Below are 20,644 nucleotides of genomic sequence, written 5' to 3'. Positions count from 1 at the left end.
GATGATAAGTCACATTTCCGCCTGAAAAAAACTTGCCCTGCACATTGGCTTGTTTGCCAAATGTGTCAGTGGGTAAAAACAGACCATATTACGAAAAAAAGGAGCGATACCAATTGAACGCAGCAGACATGTTTTCTTCTTATCTCAGTAAATTGCCAAACCTCATCATTGCTTTGCTTGTCTTATTAATCGGATGGGCTATCGCCAAAATCATTGAAAAAGCGGTGTACAAAGGGCTCAGAAAAACAAAAATCGACGACAAGATCTTTGCTGAGAAAAAGCCGTCACGCTATTCATCGGAAAAAATCGTAAGCAAGGTCGTTTATTTTATCGCTTTGATTATCGTCTTTATTTTATTCTTTAACATTTTGCACCTGACAACAGTGGCTTCGCCTTTTGTCAGCATGCTTTCTGCTATTGCAGCAGCTGTTCCGAGCGTGCTGAAGGCCGGATTGATTCTGCTGTTAGGCTGGGCGGCAGCTTCTGTGTTAAGCTTTCTTGTCAAAAAAATCGGGATGAAGCTGAACACGAGCGAAAAACTGCGCAAATGGAACTTGGTATCTGAAGGGAAAGATATTCACCAGGCAGTTAACGCCGCTTCACAAATTGTCTTTTACCTCGTGCTGCTCATATTCTTGCCGGGAGTCTTATCTTCACTGAATATCAGCGGAATTTCAGGCCCGTTTACAAATATGACGGAAAGCGTACTCGCTTTTCTGCCGAAATTATTCGCTGCGGCGCTGATCGTTTTAATCGGCTGGCTCATCGCCCGTCTGGTCCGTGACATCATCACAAATTTCCTAGCAAGCATCGGTACAGAAAGATTCGCTGCTCGTATGGGGTTATCCATTTACTTAAAGGATACAAGCCTTTCAGCTGTCATCGGGACCATTGCTTATGTGCTGATTTTAATTCCGGTTGTCATTTCAGCGCTTGATCGTCTTGATGTCGCCGGCATTTCTCAGCCAGCCGTCTCTATGCTCAATACCATCTTAAACATGCTTCCGAATATCATTATCGCCATCGTACTGATTTTAGCCGGTATATGGGCCGGAAAATGGGTAAACACAATGGTGTCCGGACTGCTCCGCCGTGCAGGATTTGATTCTTTATTAGGAAAAATGGGCGTAGAACCTGGCGCATCCGCAAAGCTGTCACTCTCCCAAGTTGTCGGTATGATTGCGCAAATCATTGTGATCCTGCTGTTTACAGCCGAGGCGCTGCAAATTGTTCAGCTGCATTTACTCGTTGAGATCGCAGGAGGCATCATCGCGTATCTGCCGAATGTCCTTGTCGCAGTATTTATCCTTGGAATCGGCCTTTACGCCGGAGAATTGGTGCGCAAGGTACTGGCCAGCATGATCAAAGGTCAGGAGTTCAAATCTTTAGCTGCGATTGCAAAGTATACAATCATCGCACTGGCTTTCTTTATGGCACTAGATCAGCTCGGAGTCGCTGACACAATTGTCAATTCCGCATTTATCATCGTGCTTGGCGGATTCGCACTTGCATTCGGTTTATCATTCGGTCTTGGCGGAAAGGATTTTGCTTCACGTTATCTTTCTAAATTCGAACGCAAAATTCAAAACACCGAGGTTGATACGAAAAACCGTTCAAAACAAAATCCTTCCAATGACATGAATTAAAAAAATGCGTGTGCCCAGCAGGGTGCACGCTTTTTTAGGGAAATTCCTTTTTTTTCATTTTATAATAGATTATGATAAGATATAGAAAATGTCTTATTCCGAGGTCTTAATATGAAGTTAACAAATTATACAGATTATTCATTACGAGTTTTGATTTTTCTTGCTGCAGAACGTCCCGGAGAACTTTCAAATATAAAACAGATCGCCGAAACGTATTCTATTTCAAAAAATCATCTCATGAAAGTCATATACAGGCTCGGTCAGCTCGGATATGTAGAAACGATACGCGGACGTGGAGGCGGCATACGTTTAGGCATGGATCCTGAAGACATTAATATTGGAGAGGTCGTCAGAAAAACAGAAGACGATTTTAATATTGTTGAATGTTTTGATGCGAATAGAAATCTCTGCATTATTTCTCCAGTGTGCGGCTTAAAACACGTGCTTAATGAAGCGCTTATGGCCTATCTTGCCGTTTTAAACAAATATACGCTGCGAGACCTTGTCAAAAACAAAGAGGAAATTATGCAGCTTTTGAAAATGAAGGAATAGTTGATGATTCCTTCTTTTTTTATGTCCTTTTTCCTGCTTTCTGTTAAGATAATATGACTGATTTTTAAAAAAGGCAAAACGATGAGTTGAATCTGCCGATATAAAAAAGAAACAGCATATTCAAAATCATTGGGGGAAAAAGGAGAGCTCAGATGAAAAAGAAATTAGCAGCAGGGCTGACAGCATCCGCGATTGTCAGCACAACACTAGCGATTACACCCGCTGAAGCAGCAACGATTAAAGTCAAAAGCGGAGATTCCTTATGGAAGCTGGCGCAAAACTACAACACAAGTGTAGCGGCCATCACATCCGCCAACCATCTTTCGACTACCGTCCTGTCAATCGGCCAGACGCTTACCATCCCAGGCAGCAATTCCGGCACTTCATCATCTTCTTCAGGCTCAACAGCAAAGAAGAGCGGAAATTCTGTTTACACAGTGAAAAGCGGCGATTCACTATGGCTGATTGCCAATGAGTATAAGATGCCGGTACAGGAACTGAAAAAGTTAAACGGATTGAGCAGCGACATGATTCGTGCAGGGCAAAAATTAAAAGTATCCGGAAAGGTTTCTTCAAATTCCAGTTCCGGCACTTCAAGCAGCTCTAAATCATCTAAATCGAGCTCAAGCTCTTCAGCTTCGACTGGCACTTACAAAGTGCAGCTAGGTGATTCGCTTTGGAAAATCGCGAACAAAGTCAATATGTCCATCGCTGAATTGAAGGTATTGAACAATTTAAAATCAGATACCATTTATGTGAATCAAGTGTTAAAAACAAAATCAGCGGGTTCTAATTCGTCATCCAAAGACAATTCATCCAAATCGAATCAATCAGCATCAGCAACAACGAAGTACACCGTAAAAAGCGGAGACTCACTTTGGAAGATCGCAAACAAATATAACCTGACTGTACAGCAAATCCGAAACAGCAACAATCTGAAATCAGACGTTCTGTACGTCGGACAAGTGCTGAAGCTGACCGGCAAATCAAGTTCCGGCACATCAACAACACCGTCTTCGTCAAATTCAAGCTCCGGCACAACGACGACTACATATACGGTGAAGAGCGGGGATTCCTTATGGGTGATCGCTCAAAAGTTCAATGTGACAGCCCAGCAGATCCGGGAGAAAAACAACTTGAAAAACGATGTCTTACAAATCGGCCAGAAGCTCACGATTACAGGCAAAGCTTCATCTTCAAATTCAAGTTCCGGATCTTCAGGCAGCACGATCTCAACAAGCGCGAAGATTAACAAAATGATCGCGGCCGCTAAGGAGCAGCTTGGCGTTCCATATCGCTGGGGAGGAACGACACCGGCCGGATTTGACTGCAGCGGATTCATTTACTATGCGCTAAACAAAGTGACATCTGTGTCCAGATTAACGGCGGCCGGCTACTGGAACACCATGAAATCTGTCAGCCAGCCTGCAGTCGGAGACTTTGTCTTCTTTTCGACATACAAAGCCGGCCCTTCTCATGTCGGGATTTACCTCGGAAACGGGGAATTCATTAATGCCAACGACTCAGGGGTTGTCATTTCAAATATGAACAACTCATACTGGAAACAGCGCTACCTCGGAGCAAAGCGTTATTTCTAAAAACAAAACTGTATGGCCTTTGTCGGCTGTACAGTTTTGTTATTAAAGACGAAACACATTGATGCTGATCATATGTTTTGTCACAGGGTGAAAATATACTTCCGCGCGCACGGAAAATGTTTCATCATTCTGTTTGACGGTCACCCGAAAGACATCCTTTGTCTGCTGATCATTCACCTCGGTCCGCCCCATATAGGCGTAATCGGAAAAAGAAGCCACTTTATATTCATCTTGAATTTTACTCCAAGCGAGCTGTTCCCACTTTTGAACAGACTCGTTCATGTTTTCTGAATGCCCTTTTGCAGCCATCGATAAGATGATGAAACCGCAAAACAGAAGCGCAATGGCATACGGCAGAGATTTCATGTTTTCAGTCTCCTGTACCCAGATTATTTTCATCTTAGGTTTTCCAAAACCGCTTGCTTCATTCAGACATTTTCATTTTATGTCTCCCTCATATTGCTACCCCAGTTCTGACGCAGACGCCAAGTTTTGCCCCGTCAATAACAGCTGATGCGGCATAAACTAATCCTGAACTTCTCACACAGGAAAGGAGAAGCGATTGATATGGATTATGCTGATTACGACAAAGCATTGTATTACACCCATCGTTCCCAATGGGATAATTTATTAATTTTAATGGTGCGGACAGAGGATGATTTGTTATCAAAAAGAATTGAGCATTTTTTGCATGCATACCATTTTGAACAGGATTATGCTGTATTAGAAAAGGTGCTGTATTCTCTTCTCCGCTATATTGACCATGCCACTGAGCTGACATATGAGGATCAATTAGCGCTTCTCACATAAAAAAACCCCCGGTGTTTAGACGCCGGGGGTTCCTGCATTTGCGAACATGTGCAATTCTTCCATCAGCTCTTTTATGCTGGCCGCCATATGTTCCGTTACTGTTGCGTTTTCCACATCAATCGTTACCGGATCAAGCACAAGCTGCCTCGGAATAGCATTGGCATATAAGCCCCGCATCACGGTTCTCATATTGTTCAGCGCATTGATTCCGCCTTTTCCGCCGCCTGCTGCTGCCAAAAGAGCTACTGGCTTATATTTAAATTGTTCGCTGCTTAAAAAATCCAGTGCATTTTTTAAAGCGCCGCTCATGCCGCTGTGATATTCAGGAGATAGTAATACAATCGCATCCGCTTTGCTGACGCGCTGCTTCAGCTCTTGTACCCGCATAAGCTCGGCCTGTTCGGCTTCACCGTTAAATAACGGCAATATAAATTCGCTCAAATCAATCAAATCCGTTTGATACACAGATGAAATATAGGCTGCCGCAATTCTTGTCCTGCCATGTGTTCTCGGCGAGCCGCTAATCACTAATATGTTCACTTTGTAGTCTCTCCATTCAGGTTGTATTTCACTGCAAAAAGCGCTGCTTGTGTGCGATCCGCCAGCTCAAGCTTTGCTAAAAGATTAGACACATGGGTTTTTACTGTTTTTTCTGAAATAAACAACGATGCTGCGATTTCTTTATTGCTTTTTCCGCAAGCAATTTCGTTTAGCACATCTCTTTCCCGCCGGGTTAATTGATAAAATTTTTCTTTTTCCGGTTCATTCTGTTTTTTCATATGTGTCAGGACATGGGGCATAATAGCTGAAGACAGCATATATTCGCCTGAATCAACCTGTCTCAGTGTTTTCACCAATTCCTCCGGCTCCGTATCCTTTAGCTGATACGCCTTCGCTCCTGCCTGAAGCGCAGGGATTACATGCTCCTGATCAGAGTAGCTCGTCAGCACGACGATATGGACACCGGGAAATTGCTGTACTGCTTTTTTTGTTGCTGCTATTCCATCCATATCCGGCATCGACAGATCCATCAGAACGAGATCAGGCTTTGTTTCTTCGATGACACGGAGGGCCTCAATTCCGGTTGCCGCTTCTCCGACAACTTCAATGTCGTCCTTGGTGGCAAAGAAAAAACGAAGCCCCTTCCGGACAACATGGTGATCATCCGCTATTACAATTCTCATCTCACTGTCCTTCCTTTCTGATTGGTAAGCGGAAGTCTGACAGACAGCTTCGTGCCAGCTCCAAGCTCTGACTCAATGAAAAATTCCGCGCCGGCTTTTTCTGCCCGCTCTTTCATTCCTTTGATGCCAAGTGAAGGCAGGCCGTCGTGCGCTTCATAACGAAACCCTGCCCCATGATCAATAATATCCAGTTCTGCATAGGACGAAGAAGCAGTAATTCTGACATACGCTGTATCAGTCCCGGCATGCTTTTTGCAATTATTGAGGGCTTCCTGCACGACACGCCACAGCATATGCTCCTCTTCATCACGAAGGGCCGGACATCCTTTTTGTGTAAAGACGACATTCAATCCGATCAGAGTGCCGTAGCTTTTAATGGCTTCAGCCAGCCCTTTTTCCAATCCTCCGGGACGAAGCTGCCAGATTAAGGACTTCATTTCAGCCAGCGCGTCCTGCGTTAACGTTTGAATAAAATCAATCATTTGCTGCAGGGTCTCTTCTTGTGTTAATGTCTTTGCCGCTTTTGCTGTTAAACTGACGGAAAACAGCATCTGGTTGACTGAATCATGCAGCTCCTGAGCAAGACGGTTCCGCTCCATTAAAAGAGCGTTTTTTTGTTTGTATTCAGCAAGTCTCATCCGCTGTATCGCCGTTCCGATCTGAAAAGCAACCGCCTCCAGCAAATGAAGCTCCTCCTCATCAAAAAGTGTCTTTCCAGCCGCCGCCACATTTAATAAACCAAACCGTCTGTCTCCATCTTCTAAGGGAACGGTTGCATGATGCGTAATCCCTTCTGTGTCAAAACAATGCAGCTCTTCAGCTGATTCTATGCGTTTACAGTTCATAATATTGGCTGCTTTTCTAAGTCCGCCGTTATTGAATTTCGTCAGGCAATAGCACTCCCCTTCACACATCAGCACTTTTTCCCTGCGGCTTAAAGCAGGCGGCAGGTATGCGTCTGCTGCTAACGTATAGGAACCGTCCTCTTCAATGAGAAAGATCCATCCAGACTGAAGATTCGTTAAGCTCAGCAATTCTTTTAAAACTTCATTCAGCGTTGCTTTGACATCGTGTCCTTGATTCAAAGTCTCGGCAATGGTTTTCAGCGTTCTTAATTTTTCCACCCTCGGTTTGGTCACGTCTCTCACTCCGGCTATGGTTATTATCTAAGATTATACCAGTTTTTTGAATATTGTTACTTCACATGAAGGATGATTTTCTTTCAGACTTTTGGATGAGAAATAGAAAAAAGCTGGATCACATTGCGTGATCCAGCTTTTTTAGAATTAATTTGCTGTTGCTTCGACAATTTCGTCAACTGTCTTCATGACATCGTCAGAAAGTGCGGCAAGACGCTGTTCACTGTCTTGTAGGGATGTTCCTTTTACGGCGAAATAAAATTTGACCTTCGGCTCAGTACCAGAAGGACGGAGGCAGAACCAAGATCCGTCTTCCAAGAAATATTTCAATACATTTGATTTTGGCAGGTCGATGGCTTCTTCTTTATTTTCCGTCAAAACCATCCGTTTGCTTAAAGCGTAATCCTCTGCTGAGAAAACCTGTTTACCGGCCATTGTTTGCGGCGGATTTTGTCTGAAGGAAGCAAGAATCGCTTCAATCTGCTCCGCTCCCTGTTTTCCTTTCAGCGTCAGTGATTTCAGCCCTTCACGGTAAAAACCATATTCTTTGAAGATATTCATTAACGCTTCGTATAATGACGTTCCTTGTTTCTTATAGAACGCGCAAACCTCAACTGCCAAAAGTGCGGCCTGAATGGCATCCTTGTCGCGGGCGAAATCTCCGATTAAATAACCATAGCTTTCTTCATATCCGAATTGGAAAGTGTACTGGCCTGAGGCTTCGTATTGTTTAATCTTTTCCCCGATAAACTTAAAGCCCGTCAGTGTATCAATCGTATCGAGTCCGAATGAAGATGCGACATCGCGGCCGATTTCACTTGTTACGATTGTTTTGAGAACGACGCCATTCTCAGGCAGGATTCCTTGTTTTTTCTTTTCAGAAAGCAAATAATGAAGCAGCAACGCGCCGGTTTGGTTTCCTGTCAGCACTGTATATTTGCCTTCATCATTTTTCACCGCAATGCCAAGGCGGTCCGCATCCGGATCTGTTGCAATAAGAATATCTGCATTTTGCTCTTCGCCGAGCTTAATAGCGTATTCAAATGCAGCATGCTCTTCCGGGTTCGGAGATGTTACAGTTGAAAAGTCCGGATCTGGCCGTTCCTGTTCCTTCACGACCGTGACATTTTGATAGCCAAGGGCTTCGAGCCCGCGTCTGACCGGTTTGTTTGCGGTTCCATGCAGCGGAGTGAAAACCACTTTCACATCCACTTCTCCGGATAACTCAGGATGAACGGAAATAGATGTCAGTTTTTCAGTATAGACCTTATCAATCTCTTCACCGATGATCTTTATTAAGCCTTTTTCTTTTAACGCTTCTTCATCATCGACCGTGATTGTCAGTTCATTTTCGATGGCGTTTACCTGCTCAATGACGATGTCTGCTTCACGCGGAGGCAGCTGGCCGCCGTCATCACCGTACACTTTGTACCCATTATATTCAGGCGGGTTATGGCTAGCCGTCACAACAATTCCTCCGTAAGCGTTCAGTTGTCTGACAGCGAATGACAGCTCCGGCGTCGGGCGAAGCTCATCAAATACGTACGTTTGGATGCCTTGTGTAGCAAGCGTTTTTGCCGCTTCCATCGCAAACTCCGGTGATTTATGGCGGGAATCATACGCAATGACAACGCCCCGTTTTTTCGCTTCCTCACCCTGCTGCAAGATGTATGCCGCAAATCCCGCTGATGCCTTGCGCACCGTGTAAATATTCATCCGATTCGTACCGGCGCCAATTTCTCCGCGCATACCCCCAGTTCCGAATTCAAGGTTTTTATAGAAGCAGTCTTCAAGAGCCTGATCATTCCTCTCTAATTCAGTGAGGAGCTTTTTTAATTCAGGATCTAAATTTTCTGTCTGTTTCCAGCGTTCATAGCTCTTTCTCCAAGTCATAATTCGTCCTCCTATGTATCAGCCATATGCCATTATTTTAATATGAAGAGAGCGTCTCTGTCACTTGATATCTTGAGATCTGACGCTTTCTGGCTCATAAAAGAAAAAACGGGCTGCAGACAGCCCGTTATTTTTATTGTTCGACCGGTACAACCGCATCGTGTAATAGCTTGTTAAGGTTTTCTGTATGTTTGTTTTGCGTCTGCTCATCCCACTGGAATCGCTCGCTCATAAAATCAATAACGGCGTCTTTATATGTTTTTACCCAATTGATATCAAAAAATAAACGTCCCGTTCTGCGGACAAAGAAGTCAGCAGGCGTTGCAGTCAATTCTTCTTCAATGCTGTATTCTGCCTCGGCAAGGATATGAACCGGGATATTTCGCTTCGCAGCCTCGTCTTTCAGTGCCTCGACCCGATTAAAGACACGCTCTACGTTGGAGCCGTATCTGATAGCCAGCTGTTTCGCATCTTTTTCTGATAAGCCGGCCGCAATGCCTTCTTTCGTTTTCGCCGTCACGAAGGATGCAAGGTTTTTAGAACCGCCGACGTGCCCGCCTGAAATCGGCATGTTTTTCGTTTTGCATGGGCCGAAATCCTTTTCGCCTTCCTCTTTTAATCGATCACGAACAAGATCGACAATGTGCTCCGCCATTTTTCTGTACCCGGTCAGCTTACCGCCGGCAATAGTGATCAAGCCTGAATCTGACGTCCAAATTTCATCTTTGCGTGAAATCTCGGAAGGGTCCTTTCCTTCTTCATGAATGAGCGGACGCAGACCAGCCCAGCTTGATTCGATATCATCCGCTTTAAGATTCAGTTCCGGGAACATGTAATTGATTGAATTGATGACGTAATCGCGATCCTCAGTTGTCATGCGCGGATGCTCCAGGGCCTCTTTGTAAACGGTATCGGTTGTGCCCACGTATGTTTTGCCTTCACGCGGAATAGCAAACACCATGCGGCCGTCCGGTGTATCGAAATATACCGCTTGTTTCAAAGGAAAGACAGATTGGTCAAATACAAGGTGAATACCTTTTGTATGCTGAAGGTGCTTTCCGTTTTTAGAATGGTCTTTTTCTCTGAGCTGGTCTACCCAAGGGCCTGTCGCATTGACGATTTTTTTCGCGTATACTTTATATTCTTTTTTCGTCAAAACGTCTTCAATTAATACACCGACTGCTTTGCCTTTTTCATAAAGGAGTTCTTTTACTTTGGAATAATTCACAGGCTCTGCCCCGAATTTGACCGCTTCCTTCATGACTTCGATTGTCAGTCTCGCATCGTCAGTGCGGTATTCAACATAGTAGCCGCCGCCTTTTAAGCCGTCTTTTTTCACCAAAGGCTCTTTTTGCAGCGTTTCTTTTGCTGAAAGCATACTTCTGCGTTCTGATTTTTTTACGCCGGCTAAGAAGTCATAAACTCTTAAACCGATAGAGGTTGTGAATGAACCGAATGTGCCGCCTTTATGAAACGGAAGCAGCATCCATTCCGGTGTGGTAACGTGCGGGCCGTTTTCATAGACAATCGCCCGCTCTTTCCCTACCTCAGCGACCATTTTCACTTCAAATTGTTTTAAATAGCGCAATCCGCCATGAACCAATTTTGTTGATCTGCTTGATGTTCCAGCCGCGAAATCCTGCATTTCGCTGAGTGCGACCTTCATGCCCCTTGATGCCGCGTCAAGAGCTGTACCAGCTCCTGTAATTCCTCCTCCGATAATAAATAGATCATATGTTTTTTTCGTCATGTCTGTCAGCATGCGATCCCGCTCAAGACTTGAAAATTGATTTTTCATTATTACGTTTCCTCCTTGTTGTCACGGTAAGTAAATAGAAAAAGAGACCACAACAGCCAAAGTGCATGTTCACACTTTGGTGCTGTGGTCTCTCCTCATCTCAGGACCGTTCTTATTAACTTGTAACCATTATAACATACTCTTATTTTATTTAAAAGCCATAGCTGCTTTAACGGCTTTTTGCCAGCCTGTATACAGCTCATTTCGTTTTTCTTCTTCCAATTTAGGTTCAAAACGCTTATCCAGATTCCACTGGTTAATAATTTCAGAACGATCCTTCCAGAACCCCACAGCGATACCTGCCAAATATGCCGCGCCAAGCGCAGTTGTTTCATTGATTTCCGGTCGTTCCACAGGCACATCCAAAATATCCCCTTGAAACTGCATCAAAAAGTTATTTTTAACAGCGCCGCCATCCACACGAAGCGTTTTCAATGAAATGTTAGAATCCGCTTCCATTGCATCAAGCACATCTTTCGTCTGATAAGCCAATGACTCCAGCGTGGCACGGATAAAATGTTCTTTTGTTGTGCCTCTTGTCAGGCCGAAAACTGAACCGCGCACATCGCTGTCCCAGTAAGGCGTTCCCAAGCCGACAAAGGCCGGAACGACATATACGCCGTCAGTTGAATCAACTTTCTCCGCGTATGATTCGCTAAGCGAAGAGTCCTGGAACATTCTCATTCCATCTCTGAGCCATTGGATGGCTGAGCCTGCGACAAAAATACTTCCTTCTAAAGCATATTCAACTTTACCGTCAATGCCCCAGGCGATTGTTGTTAGCAGCCCGTGTTCCGACTTAATTGCTTTTTCCCCTGTATTCATCAGCATGAAACATCCTGTGCCGTATGTGTTTTTCCCCATGCCTGCTTCAAAGCACGCCTGGCCGAACAGCGCGGACTGCTGGTCGCCTGCCGCTCCAGCAATCGGAATATTTTTTCCGAAGAAGTGATAATCAACTGTCTCCGCATACACATGAGAGGACGGTTTCACTTCAGGGAGCATTGATTTCGGAACGCCTAAAATCTCAAGCAGCTCATCGTCCCATTTCAAATCGTAAATATTAAACATCAGCGTTCTTGAGGCGTTGGAATAATCCGTCACGTGGGCTTTTCCGCCTGACATTTTCCAAATGAGCCATGTGTCAATCGTTCCAAACAACAGCTCGCCTTTTTCCGCTTTTTCTCTTGCGCCTTCCACATTGTCTAAAATCCATTTCACCTTCGTGCCAGAAAAATATGGATCTATCAAAAGGCCTGTTTTCTCTCTGAATGTATCATTATATCCTTTTTCACGAAGCTCCTCGCAGATTCCAGACGTCTGTCGTGACTGCCAAACGATCGCATTATACACAGGCTTTCCTGTATCCTTATCCCAAACAACCGCTGTTTCCCTTTGGTTGGTAATGCCGATTCCGGCAATTTGAGAAGCGCTGATTCCCGATTCAGAAATGACAGATGCGATAACAGCAAGGACAGATCCCCAAATTTCATTTGCATTATGCTCAACCCACCCTGGATGCGGGAAGTATTGTGTAAATTCCTTTTGAGCGGAGTGAACGATTTTGCCTTCTTTATTAAACAGAATCGCTCTTGAACTTGTTGTCCCTTGATCTAAGGATAAAATGTAAGTTTCCATAAGATGTCTCCCCTTTGCTTAAATATATTTTGAATTTGATAGTGTTTTAGCTGCATGTTTTTTCGTATAGCCATAGAGTCCTAACAATACCACAACCAAAACAACGCTTACAATCCAGAAACTGCTTGTAATCTGCCCCTGAAACGCTGCGCTGTAAAATACACCGCCGAATGATCCGCCCAAAATCGGGCCGGCAACAGGAACCCATGCGTACTTCCAGTTTGATGAGCCTTTCCCCGGAATCGGCAGAAGTGCATGGGCAATCCGCGGGCCTAAGTCGCGGGCGGGATTAATTGCATATCCCGTGGTTCCTCCAAGAGAAATACCGATAGCAACGATGAGAAAACCGACGATTAAAGGGTTAAGTCCCTCTGTAAACTCATTTGCCCCAATCGCCAAAATTCCAAGCACAAGGACAAATGTCCCAATAACCTCACTTAAAACGTTTGCAAACGTATGCGGAATGCTGGGTCCGGTTGAAAAAACACCCAGCTTGGCAGCGGGATCATCGGTAGACTTCCAATGCGGCAGGTAATGAAGGTAAACAATCACCGCACCGATCATTGCACCGATCATTTGCGCCGCAATGTAAACCGGAACCTCTTTCCACGGAAAATCACCAACAAAAGCTAATGCTATCGTTAACGCGGGATTGAGATGGGCGCCGCTGATGCCGCCGACCGCATAAGCGGCCATTGCCACACCTAATCCCCATCCAAATACAACAACAATCCAGCCAGATTGATATGAAAGCGATTTCTTCAAATTGACTCCTGCACAAACACCTGCGCCAAAAATAACAAGCAGCATCGTACCGATTAGTTCTCCCCAAAATGCTGTCATAGATAATTCCTCCTAAGGTTGCGATTAAGAAGTATGATAGAGTATAAAAAAACCACAACAAACCGCTTTACGGATGTATAACTTTTACCGTAAAGAGCTGCTGTGGGTCTCCGGATTCTCCATCACATTGTATTAACCTAGTTCAATTGTATCAGTGGATGAAAGCGGTGTCAATCACTTTTTGTCAAAAAGTTTTCATATTTTTTCCATAATTTGGTGTTAGATGTGGTGACAGCAACGGCACCAGCTTTCAGTGCCTGTTCTACATCTTGTTCTGTGCGGATGAAACCTCCCGCAAAGATAGGGATACCTGTTTTCTCTTTAATTTCCTGAATAAGTGACGGCACGATGCCCGGCAGCACTTCAATGAAGTCAGGCTTATGCTTGCCGACAAACTCCATGCTTTTTTCCATTGCGCTTGTATCAAGCAGAAACAAACGCTGGATCGCATAGATTTTCTTTTGCTTCGCTTTTGCAATCACGTTTGATCTTGTTGAGATAATCCCCGCTGGCTTGATATCCTGGCAGATAAATTCCGCTCCGTATTCATCATGTTTGATCCCTTGGATTAAATCGACATGCACCATCATCTTCTTCCCGTGCTTTTGCGCCTCTCTGATCACGCCCTTTAATTGTCCGAGATGAATATCAAGTATCACGCCGTACGAAAACGAGCTGTTTAAAAACTCATCAAATTGCTTCATATTGCGAATAGCCGGTAAAATAGGCTGGTTGTGAAAACTCATAGTGTGCTCCTTTAACAAATCACTTTTGTATCAAATCGTCAGTATGCTTTCCTTCACCGTTTTTACGATAAATGCAAGGTCTTCTTCTGTCAGACAAAATGGCGGGGCGAGCTGAATGACATTGTTATATCCGGCGACTGTATCGCCGTTTTTGCCGATGATCAGCCCTTTCTCTTTGCATGCCGCAACCACTTGGTTCACTTGGTCAGCGCCAGCCGGCTCTTTAGTCAGCTTATCTTTGACAAGTTCGATTCCGACCAGCAGCCCTTTTCCCCTTACATCTCCTACTGCAGGGTGTTCTCTCAACGACTGAAGCTCACCTAAAAGCTTTGCTCCGAGATCGCGGGATCGCTGAATCAGCTGTTCATCCTCCATAATTTGCAGGTTTTTCAAAGCCAATGCGCAGGCTGCCGGGCTGCCGCCGAATGTGTTGACGTGGCGGAAACGGTCATAAGGAGCTTCTCCTTGGTATGCTTCAAAAATCTCCCGTTTAACTGCGGTCGCTGACAATGGCAGATACGCGCTTGTAATCCCTTTCGCCATTGTAATGATATCGGGCTTCACGCCGTAGTGCATAAATCCGAACGGCTCGCCAGTCCGCCCAAATCCGCAGATGACTTCGTCACAAATCAGCAGGGCGCCGTGGCGGCGGCAGATTTCCTCCACTTTCTTCATATATCCGTCCGGCGGCATTAAAATGCCTCCGCCAGTAATAATGGGCTCCATAATGACACCGGCAATCGTTTCGCTTAATTCCCATGTCATGATGCGGTCAATTTCATTTGCGCTCTCTAGCGTATCGGCGTCTTCAGGATTTCGGTAGACATCAGGCGGGGCGGCGTGCAAGAATCCTTGGCTTAACGGTTCATATTTATATTTCCGCTGTGCCTGGCCGGTTGCAGAGAGTGCTCCCAACGTATTGCCGTGATAGGCTCTATATCTAGAGATGAATTTATAACGGCTGTGGTCGCCGTTTTCCAGATGGTACTGGCGAGCGATCTTAAAAGCGGTTTCATTTGCTTCCGATCCGCTGTTGGAAAAGAAAATCACATAATCGCCGCCAAGCCACTCATTCAGCTTCTCCGCCAAGTGAATCGCAGGTGCGTGACTTTGCGTTAACGGGTAATACGGCAGTTCCTTTAATTGTTCATAAGCAGCCTCCGCAAGCTCTTTTCTGCCGTAACCAACATTAACGCACCACAAACCGGACATCGCATCAAGATAGCGGCGTCCGTCTATATCAGTCACCCAGGCTCCTTCCGCCTTTTGGGCAATCAGACTGTCCGCTTGATGCGCTCCCTTCATAGCATGCCACACGAATTGCTCATCCTTTTGCTTTAATCCCTGATTTTGCTGAATGTTTTCCATCCCCATCATCTCCATTTCATTAGCGTTCAATAAATAAATTGAAACAGACCTTCTCTTATGTGATGTCTAGGTGATGATTTCCCTGACTTCAATATAAAGCCAGACGACAAAGGAGTCAATAAACCGCCGGGTAATTAAAACATCCTCTTTCATCAAGAAGAAAGAGGATGCAGCATCCAAAGCAGGACCGGCAAAGTGACTATGCTCAGCATTGTGCTGATAAAAGTGGCACTGGAAACGACTTCGGGCCTTGTATTAAACTGAACGGCCATTAAGGTCGTATTGGCAGCGGTCGGCATGGCCGCTACGAGAATCATGATTTGCTTCGTCATGTCATCCACAGGCAAAATCAATGTGAATGCCAGCGCAATTAACGGTGATACCATAAGCTTCAGCAGCAGAGAATAAGAAATTTTTCTATATTCAATATTCCTGAAAGAGATCAGCGCAAGCTGCATGCCAAGAATAATCATGATCGTCGGAATCGTCGCATTTCCGACCAGTTCAATGCCTGTCATTAACTCTTTAGGGATTGAAATATGCATAAGCTGAAGTATTGCGCCTAAAAGTGCTCCGTACGCCACAGGCATACGGATAACCCGAGTCATCACCGTTTTACATCCGCCTTCCTCCGAACCGCCCTTTGCAGCGTAATACATGCCGATAGTACTCATAATTAACTGCTGCAGCACCATTAACACAACAGCCGTATCCAGCCCCGCCGTCCCAAACACAAGCAATATGACAGGCGTGCCGTAATTACCGTTATTCATAAAGGCTGATGAGAGAATCATGGCACAGTGATCTTGGTTCGGATACTTATGAAAAAAGGATAAAAAGGAGACATTAAATATAATGACATTTTGGACAGTGTCTGTATATCAAAACCGAGTGTTTTCTGTCCGATATAACCAATTGCGAAGATTCCGAAAACAGGAACTAAAACAAGCAGAAACTCCATAGGGCTCCATAGGGCACCTTCTTTTCCGATGTACACACATTTATTTCTATTTTAAAGAAAGCACGGAAGCGTTTCAATTCCGCTTTTTTTAAAAAAGCCCGCCAATTCAGGCGGGCTTTCGCATTATTTTTTATAGTGAATATGATAAATATCGCGGCGTCTGTCTTTGAGCTGACGCACTGTTCCGTTTTGGCGCTGTCTTCTGAGAATTTCTAAGTCAACATCGCCAATGACAACCATTTCAATATTCGGATTGGTTTCCCCAACGATGCCGTCTCTTGCGAATTCAAAATCAGAAGGGGCAAAGATGCCGGACTGAGCATATTGGATATCCATATTTTCCGTTTGCGGCAGGTTTCCAACCGTTCCGGAAATGACGGTATAAATTTGATTTTCGACTGCTCTTGCCTGTGAACAGTATCTGACACGCAAGTAGCCTTGGCGGTCTTCCGTACAAAATGGCGTAAAAATAATTTTTGCGCCTTTATCGGCCGCAATGCGGGCAAGCTCAGGAAACTCAATGTCATAGCAAATTTGGATCGCAATTTTCCCGCAGTCCGTATCAAACACACGTACCTGGTCGCCCGCGCTGATTCCCCACCATTTGCGTTCATTCGGCGTAATATGCAGTTTATATTGCTTCTCAATCGTTCCATCACGTCTGAACAGGTAGGCGATATTATAAATTTTCCCTTCCTCTTCTACAAAATGAGATCCGCCGATAATGTTGACATTATACTTAACAGCCAAGTCTGTAAACAGACTGATGTAATCCTCAGTATACTCGGTAATTCTCTGTACCGCCAAACTTGGTGAACGTTCCTCAAGGAAGGACATCAGCTGGGTTGTGAAAATTTCCGGGAACACTGCAAAATCAGACCTCGCGTCAGATGCGACATCGACATAGTACTCTACTTGATTTGCAAATTCCTCAAAGGAATAGATTTTTTTCATTTCGTATTGAATGACACAAATTCTCACAGGGAAGGCCGATTTATAATAACGCTTTGTCTGCTGCGGCAGATAATCGACATTATTCCATTCCATGAGCGTCGCATATTTGATTGAAGCTGTATCATCCGGAAGATAATCCGGGTTAATCCGCATCAGGGTAAAACCGTTCATCAGCTGAAAAGAAAGGACAGGATCGTAAATTTGATGGCGTGTAACCTGTTCAACATACTCTCTCGCAGTCATTTCATCAGCATATTTATGATAGTTCGGTATCCGTCCGCCTATGATGATGCTTTTCAGATTTAAACGTCTTGCCAAATCCTTTCTTGCCTCATACAAACGATGGCCGATTTTCATCCGTCTGTAATCAGGATGCACCATGACCTCGATCCCGTACATGTTTAAGCCATCCGGATTGTGATTGGTGATGTATCCGTCATCTGTAATGTCCTGCCACGTATGGCGGTCATCATATTCATCAAAGTTAATCAGGAGGCTTGAGCACGAACCGATAATTTCACCTTCGAATTCTGCACAAAACTGCCCTTCCGGAAAATGCTCCAGATGGCTGATTAAATGCTCGCGCTTCCACGGCTCCATGCCTGGAAAGCAGTCCTTTTGAAGGTCGATAATGTTGTCGATATCTTTCTCTTCGATATTACGGATGACCATTTTCTTTTCAAAACGGGTCAAATCTAATTTCTCAGACAATCTACTCGCTCCTTTCTAGTTTTGTGCGTTCAGATGATCAAGCAATAGGGCGAGCTCCATCTCCGCCATTGATTCGAGCCTGTGATCGTATTCTTCAAACATCAAGGTGCCTGTTACTTGATTTGGAACGATGACACACTTCATGCCCGCTCGCTTGGCAGCAATCGAACCATTGACGGAATCCTCGAATGCGAGGCATTCCGACGGCGATACTCCAAGATTCTTTGCCGCTAACAAATACAGCTCGGGATTGGGCTTGACCTCTTCTACATCATCAGCTGTCTGAATCACTTCGAATTCGTCAAACAGGCCAAGTTGCTTCAAATGGCCGGATACCCATTTATAATCTGAGCTGGAAGCCAGTCCTACTTTTAAGCCTAAATCCTTTGCCGCATTCAGATACGCTTCAACACCAGGTCTCGCTTTTTCTGTTTCCATGCGTTTTGCAAACCGGTCTCTTCTCAGTTTTGTCAGCTCTTCATGGTTCAGCTTTTTGCCTATCTGCTCTTCTAAGTATTCAAATGGCCGAAATCCCGCCGCTGTTCCGATAACCTTGCCCCAAACGGATAACGGCAGAACTGAGCCATGTTCTTCAAAAATTTCCTGAAGGACTTCATATTCATGGGTTTCTGTATCAAGAATAAGCCCATCAAAATCAAAAATTAACGCTTTTATCACTGCGTACAACTCCTTTGGCCCGAATTGAGACATATGTATACACTATACCCCGAAACGTCTCTGCTTTCAAAAAGTAAGGGTTTATGTGAAGAAAGAGCCTGCACATTGCAAGCTCTTTCTTATTAATGCAAGTTTTGATGAGAAATGTTTGTCAGCGCTTCTCCAGCAGACTCGTTCGACATCTGATTGACAGCCAGGTCTCCAAGCGCAACGATCCCGACTAGATTGTTTTGATCTACAATAGGAAGGCGGCGGATTTGGTGCTGGGCCATCAGATGCGACGCGTCTTCCAGACTCATATTAGGATTTCCTGATACGAGGTCTGTTGACATCACTTCTGAAACGGGTGTCTGGCCATCTCGGCCTTGAGCTGTGGTTCTCAATGCAATGTCACGGTCAGTCAGCATTCCTTTTAAAACACCTTGCTCTACCACGGGAACCGCCCCGACGTTATGCTGTTTCATCAGAGAAGCCGCTTCCTGAATCGTTTGATTCGGAGAAACGGTTGCTACCTGCGTTGTCATTGAATGTTTAACTGAACTCATTGGTCAGCACCCCTTTCAATCATTAGTATGTTCAGACACCGGATGATTAAAAAGGGAGTTGCAGGAAAGGTTTTGTGGTATGATTTCTCTGATGCAAAAAGAGCTTTTCTCGAAACGGAAAAGCTCTTGCCGCAGATTATATCAGCCTTCTGTGACCCGAAAAGGCATTGTTTGTTTTCGGTTGAAAATCAGATAAAGCAAACGGAAAATATACTCCGCAATCATTCAGCATCTTGCTGTTTTTATCAAAAATGGCTTGATCACTCAAGTCATCGTGCGGTGAAGGCTTTGTCAGAATAATATGTATCATTTGCAGACAAGCCATAATTTGAAAAGCTTCTTTTAATGTTCCTTGGTAATATTGGTTATTTAAAGACAGAACGCCTTTCTTTTTAAAGCGCTGAATGTCCAGTTCGGAGAAATAAAGAGGAAATACATGATGGAAAAGCTCCATTGACAGTTCCTTGATAAAGCTTTCCTGTTCTTCAGTTGCTGCGTTCACGATTCTCACGTCTATCACCTTTCTTGCCATCGAATATCCAAAGTCTTTCTCAAGAATATCACAGAAAAAAACGCGAAAGCTAAGGTAAGTGTTTCCTATGAGAAGCAGCGGCCTTTCGCGCAAAAAAGGAGCCATTTGATCATGAAAGAAAAAGGCAAAGGGCTAGAGCTGATAATCAGTGAAAAACAGGACGGACAATGGCTGTTTTCTGTGCTGAAAACAGAGCTCAAAGCTTCTAAACCCGTTATCCAAGAATGGATGACTTATCACAATATAAAGGTCAATCACGAGCATGTCAAAAACAACATACTCGTAAAAAAGGGTGACCGCCTGTTTATTGATCTTCAGGAAAACGAAGAGTCCTCCGTCATACCTGAGTATGGAGAGCTTGATATCTTATTTGAAGACCGCCACATGTTAATCGTCAATAAACCAGCTGGCATTTCCACTCATCCAAATGAAGAAGGCCAAACCGGCACACTCGCCAATTTGATCGCATATCACTTTCAGGTGAATGGCGAAACAATCAAAGTGCGCCATGTCCACCGTCTTGATCAGGATACATCAGGCGCTGTCGTATTCGCCAAGCACCGTCTGGCGCATGCCATCTTAGACCAGCAGTTAGAGAAAAAAACGCTGAAGCGTACGTATCTCGCAATTGTTGAAGGAAAACTGAAACCGAAAAAAGGCAAGATCGATTCGCCGATTGGAAGAGACAGATCACATCCGACAAGACGGCGGGTTTCGCCAGGCGGACAAGCCGCCGTCACCCATTACCGTACCCTTTCTATCAATGCGAGAGAACAGCTCTCGCTTGCTGAATTAGAGCTGGAAACAGGCAGAACACATCAAATCCGTGTGCATATGGCAAGCATCGGCCATCCGCTTACTGGGGATACACTTTACGGAGGCGGGAGCCAATTTCTTAACAGGCAGGCACTGCATGCCAAAAAGGTACAGGCTGTTCATCCAATTACCGAAGAGCTGGTCGTTGCCGAAGCACCTCTTCCCGCTGATATAGAAAGCCTTTGCCATACGTATTTATCATGAAAGAAAAGCCGCAGGGATTGTCCTGCGG

General features: G+C 44.7%; 19 protein-coding genes and 1 pseudogene. 5 read left to right on the top strand and 15 right to left on the bottom strand.

Features of this window, described 5'->3' with window-relative positions; genetic code table 11:
- The first annotated feature begins 113 nt into the window (after positions 1 to 113).
- From NYE43_RS05135 to NYE43_RS05125, 3 genes are all read left to right on the top strand, one after another.
- Positions 114 to 1,646 (top strand): mechanosensitive ion channel, encoded by a 1,533-nt coding sequence (locus tag NYE43_RS05135; protein ID WP_024120722.1) that lies wholly within the window; start codon positions 114 to 116, stop codon positions 1,644 to 1,646.
- Positions 1,647 to 1,757: 111 nt separating this feature from the next.
- Positions 1,758 to 2,198 carry a nitric oxide-sensing transcriptional repressor NsrR gene (nsrR, locus tag NYE43_RS05130; RefSeq protein ID WP_010333538.1) on the top strand — a complete coding sequence of 147 codons (441 nt, stop codon included), beginning with the start codon at positions 1,758 to 1,760 and terminating at the stop codon, positions 2,196 to 2,198.
- Positions 2,199 to 2,350: 152 nt separating this feature from the next.
- Positions 2,351 to 3,796 (top strand): C40 family peptidase, encoded by a 1,446-nt coding sequence (locus NYE43_RS05125; RefSeq protein WP_341061143.1) that lies wholly within the window; start codon positions 2,351 to 2,353, stop codon positions 3,794 to 3,796.
- A gap of 42 nt (positions 3,797 to 3,838) precedes the next feature.
- Here the strand turns inward: NYE43_RS05125 and NYE43_RS05120 are convergent, their stop codons facing one another.
- Positions 3,839 to 4,162, bottom strand: a complete 324-nt coding sequence (locus tag NYE43_RS05120) for a YqzG/YhdC family protein (RefSeq protein ID WP_213418462.1) — start codon at positions 4,160 to 4,162, stop codon at positions 3,839 to 3,841.
- A 201-nt stretch (positions 4,163 to 4,363) separates the two neighbouring features.
- Here NYE43_RS05120 and NYE43_RS05115 point away from each other — a divergent pair, with 201 nt between their 5' ends.
- Positions 4,364 to 4,606: a YhdB family protein gene (locus NYE43_RS05115; RefSeq protein WP_024120719.1), complete on the top strand. Its 243-nt coding sequence runs from the start codon at positions 4,364 to 4,366 to the stop codon at positions 4,604 to 4,606.
- Positions 4,607 to 4,621: 15 nt separating this feature from the next.
- On the opposite strand, the gene NYE43_RS05110 is transcribed toward NYE43_RS05115, so the two are convergent.
- The 14 genes and pseudogenes from NYE43_RS05110 to NYE43_RS05045 all read right to left on the bottom strand — a co-directional run bounded on the left by NYE43_RS05110 (position 4,622) and on the right by NYE43_RS05045 (position 19,596).
- The gene (locus NYE43_RS05110; protein ID WP_024120718.1) at positions 4,622 to 5,146 is read right to left on the bottom strand and encodes an NADPH-dependent FMN reductase; all 525 of its coding nucleotides are present in this window, start codon (positions 5,144 to 5,146) and stop codon (positions 4,622 to 4,624) included.
- A complete protein-coding gene (locus tag NYE43_RS05105; RefSeq protein ID WP_127695604.1) occupies positions 5,143 to 5,790 on the bottom strand; it encodes a response regulator in 648 nt (215 codons plus the stop codon). Before NYE43_RS05105 ends, NYE43_RS05110 begins: the two co-directional genes overlap by 4 nt.
- Entirely contained in the window at positions 5,787 to 6,929 is a 1,143-nt protein-coding gene (locus NYE43_RS05100) for a GAF domain-containing sensor histidine kinase (RefSeq protein ID WP_069486301.1), read from the bottom strand. Before NYE43_RS05100 ends, NYE43_RS05105 begins: the two co-directional genes overlap by 4 nt.
- Before the next feature lie 147 nt (positions 6,930 to 7,076).
- A complete protein-coding gene (locus tag NYE43_RS05095) occupies positions 7,077 to 8,822 on the bottom strand; it encodes a phospho-sugar mutase (RefSeq protein ID WP_341061132.1) in 1,746 nt (581 codons plus the stop codon).
- Between the two features lie 133 nt (positions 8,823 to 8,955).
- A complete protein-coding gene (gene glpD, locus NYE43_RS05090) occupies positions 8,956 to 10,623 on the bottom strand; it encodes a glycerol-3-phosphate dehydrogenase (RefSeq protein WP_095713746.1) in 1,668 nt (555 codons plus the stop codon).
- A gap of 144 nt (positions 10,624 to 10,767) precedes the next feature.
- Positions 10,768 to 12,258, bottom strand: coding sequence for a glycerol kinase GlpK (gene glpK, locus NYE43_RS05085; RefSeq protein ID WP_024120714.1), 1,491 nt, complete (start codon positions 12,256 to 12,258; stop codon positions 10,768 to 10,770).
- Between the two features lie 18 nt (positions 12,259 to 12,276).
- Positions 12,277 to 13,101, bottom strand: coding sequence for a glycerol uptake facilitator protein GlpF (gene glpF, locus NYE43_RS05080; RefSeq protein ID WP_024120713.1), 825 nt, complete (start codon positions 13,099 to 13,101; stop codon positions 12,277 to 12,279).
- 170 nt (positions 13,102 to 13,271) lie between these two features.
- The gene (gene glpP, locus NYE43_RS05075) at positions 13,272 to 13,847 is read right to left on the bottom strand and encodes a glycerol uptake operon antiterminator GlpP (RefSeq protein ID WP_024120712.1); all 576 of its coding nucleotides are present in this window, start codon (positions 13,845 to 13,847) and stop codon (positions 13,272 to 13,274) included.
- Between the two features lie 30 nt (positions 13,848 to 13,877).
- Complete coding sequence (locus NYE43_RS05070) at positions 13,878 to 15,230, bottom strand: aspartate aminotransferase family protein (protein WP_081638261.1); 1,353 nt, start codon at positions 15,228 to 15,230, stop codon at positions 13,878 to 13,880.
- A 137-nt stretch (positions 15,231 to 15,367) separates the two neighbouring features.
- Positions 15,368 to 16,176, bottom strand: a pseudogene (locus NYE43_RS05065) (AEC family transporter).
- A 123-nt stretch (positions 16,177 to 16,299) separates the two neighbouring features.
- Positions 16,300 to 17,841 carry a bifunctional GNAT family N-acetyltransferase/carbon-nitrogen hydrolase family protein gene (locus tag NYE43_RS05060; RefSeq protein ID WP_024120710.1) on the bottom strand — a complete coding sequence of 514 codons (1,542 nt, stop codon included), beginning with the start codon at positions 17,839 to 17,841 and terminating at the stop codon, positions 16,300 to 16,302.
- 15 nt (positions 17,842 to 17,856) lie between these two features.
- Positions 17,857 to 18,519: an HAD family hydrolase gene (locus tag NYE43_RS05055; RefSeq protein ID WP_024120709.1), complete on the bottom strand. Its 663-nt coding sequence runs from the start codon at positions 18,517 to 18,519 to the stop codon at positions 17,857 to 17,859.
- 122 nt (positions 18,520 to 18,641) lie between these two features.
- Positions 18,642 to 19,064: a CBS domain-containing protein gene (locus tag NYE43_RS05050; RefSeq protein ID WP_024120708.1), complete on the bottom strand. Its 423-nt coding sequence runs from the start codon at positions 19,062 to 19,064 to the stop codon at positions 18,642 to 18,644.
- A gap of 136 nt (positions 19,065 to 19,200) precedes the next feature.
- Positions 19,201 to 19,596, bottom strand: a complete 396-nt coding sequence (locus tag NYE43_RS05045; RefSeq protein WP_024120707.1) for a YhcU family protein — start codon at positions 19,594 to 19,596, stop codon at positions 19,201 to 19,203.
- A gap of 111 nt (positions 19,597 to 19,707) precedes the next feature.
- Here NYE43_RS05045 and NYE43_RS05040 point away from each other — a divergent pair, with 111 nt between their 5' ends.
- Positions 19,708 to 20,616 (top strand): RluA family pseudouridine synthase, encoded by a 909-nt coding sequence (locus tag NYE43_RS05040; RefSeq protein WP_106021561.1) that lies wholly within the window; start codon positions 19,708 to 19,710, stop codon positions 20,614 to 20,616.
- Positions 20,617 to 20,644 lie beyond the last annotated feature (28 nt).

The sequence above is a fragment of the Bacillus sp. FSL R5-0434 genome, from assembly GCF_038004745.1.
Classification (GTDB): domain Bacteria; phylum Bacillota; class Bacilli; order Bacillales; family Bacillaceae; genus Bacillus; species Bacillus halotolerans.
Note: the sequence above shows the minus strand (reverse complement) of the source record. Positions and strands in the feature narration are given on the sequence as shown.

What these genes read in the sequence shown, in the direction of transcription:
- nsrR (WP_010333538.1), top strand. Translation starts at nt 1,758, where the DNA reads ATGAAGTTAACAAATTATACAGATTATTCATTACGAGTTTTGATTTTT.
- NYE43_RS05125 (WP_341061143.1), top strand. Translation starts at nt 2,351, where the DNA reads ATGAAAAAGAAATTAGCAGCAGGGCTGACAGCATCCGCGATTGTCAGC.
- NYE43_RS05120 (WP_213418462.1), bottom strand. Translation starts at nt 4,162, where the DNA reads ATGAAATCTCTGCCGTATGCCATTGCGCTTCTGTTTTGCGGTTTCATC.
- NYE43_RS05115 (WP_024120719.1), top strand. Translation starts at nt 4,364, where the DNA reads ATGGATTATGCTGATTACGACAAAGCATTGTATTACACCCATCGTTCC.
- NYE43_RS05105 (WP_127695604.1), bottom strand. Translation starts at nt 5,790, where the DNA reads ATGAGAATTGTAATAGCGGATGATCACCATGTTGTCCGGAAGGGGCTT.
- NYE43_RS05095 (WP_341061132.1), bottom strand. Translation starts at nt 8,822, where the DNA reads ATGACTTGGAGAAAGAGCTATGAACGCTGGAAACAGACAGAAAATTTA.
- glpK (WP_024120714.1), bottom strand. Translation starts at nt 12,258, where the DNA reads ATGGAAACTTACATTTTATCCTTAGATCAAGGGACAACAAGTTCAAGA.
- glpF (WP_024120713.1), bottom strand. Translation starts at nt 13,101, where the DNA reads ATGACAGCATTTTGGGGAGAACTAATCGGTACGATGCTGCTTGTTATT.
- glpP (WP_024120712.1), bottom strand. Translation starts at nt 13,847, where the DNA reads ATGAGTTTTCACAACCAGCCTATTTTACCGGCTATTCGCAATATGAAG.
- NYE43_RS05070 (WP_081638261.1), bottom strand. Translation starts at nt 15,230, where the DNA reads ATGGAGATGATGGGGATGGAAAACATTCAGCAAAATCAGGGATTAAAG.
- NYE43_RS05050 (WP_024120708.1), bottom strand. Translation starts at nt 19,064, where the DNA reads ATGAGTTCAGTTAAACATTCAATGACAACGCAGGTAGCAACCGTTTCT.
- NYE43_RS05045 (WP_024120707.1), bottom strand. Translation starts at nt 19,596, where the DNA reads ATGGCAAGAAAGGTGATAGACGTGAGAATCGTGAACGCAGCAACTGAA.
- NYE43_RS05040 (WP_106021561.1), top strand. Translation starts at nt 19,708, where the DNA reads ATGAAAGAAAAAGGCAAAGGGCTAGAGCTGATAATCAGTGAAAAACAG.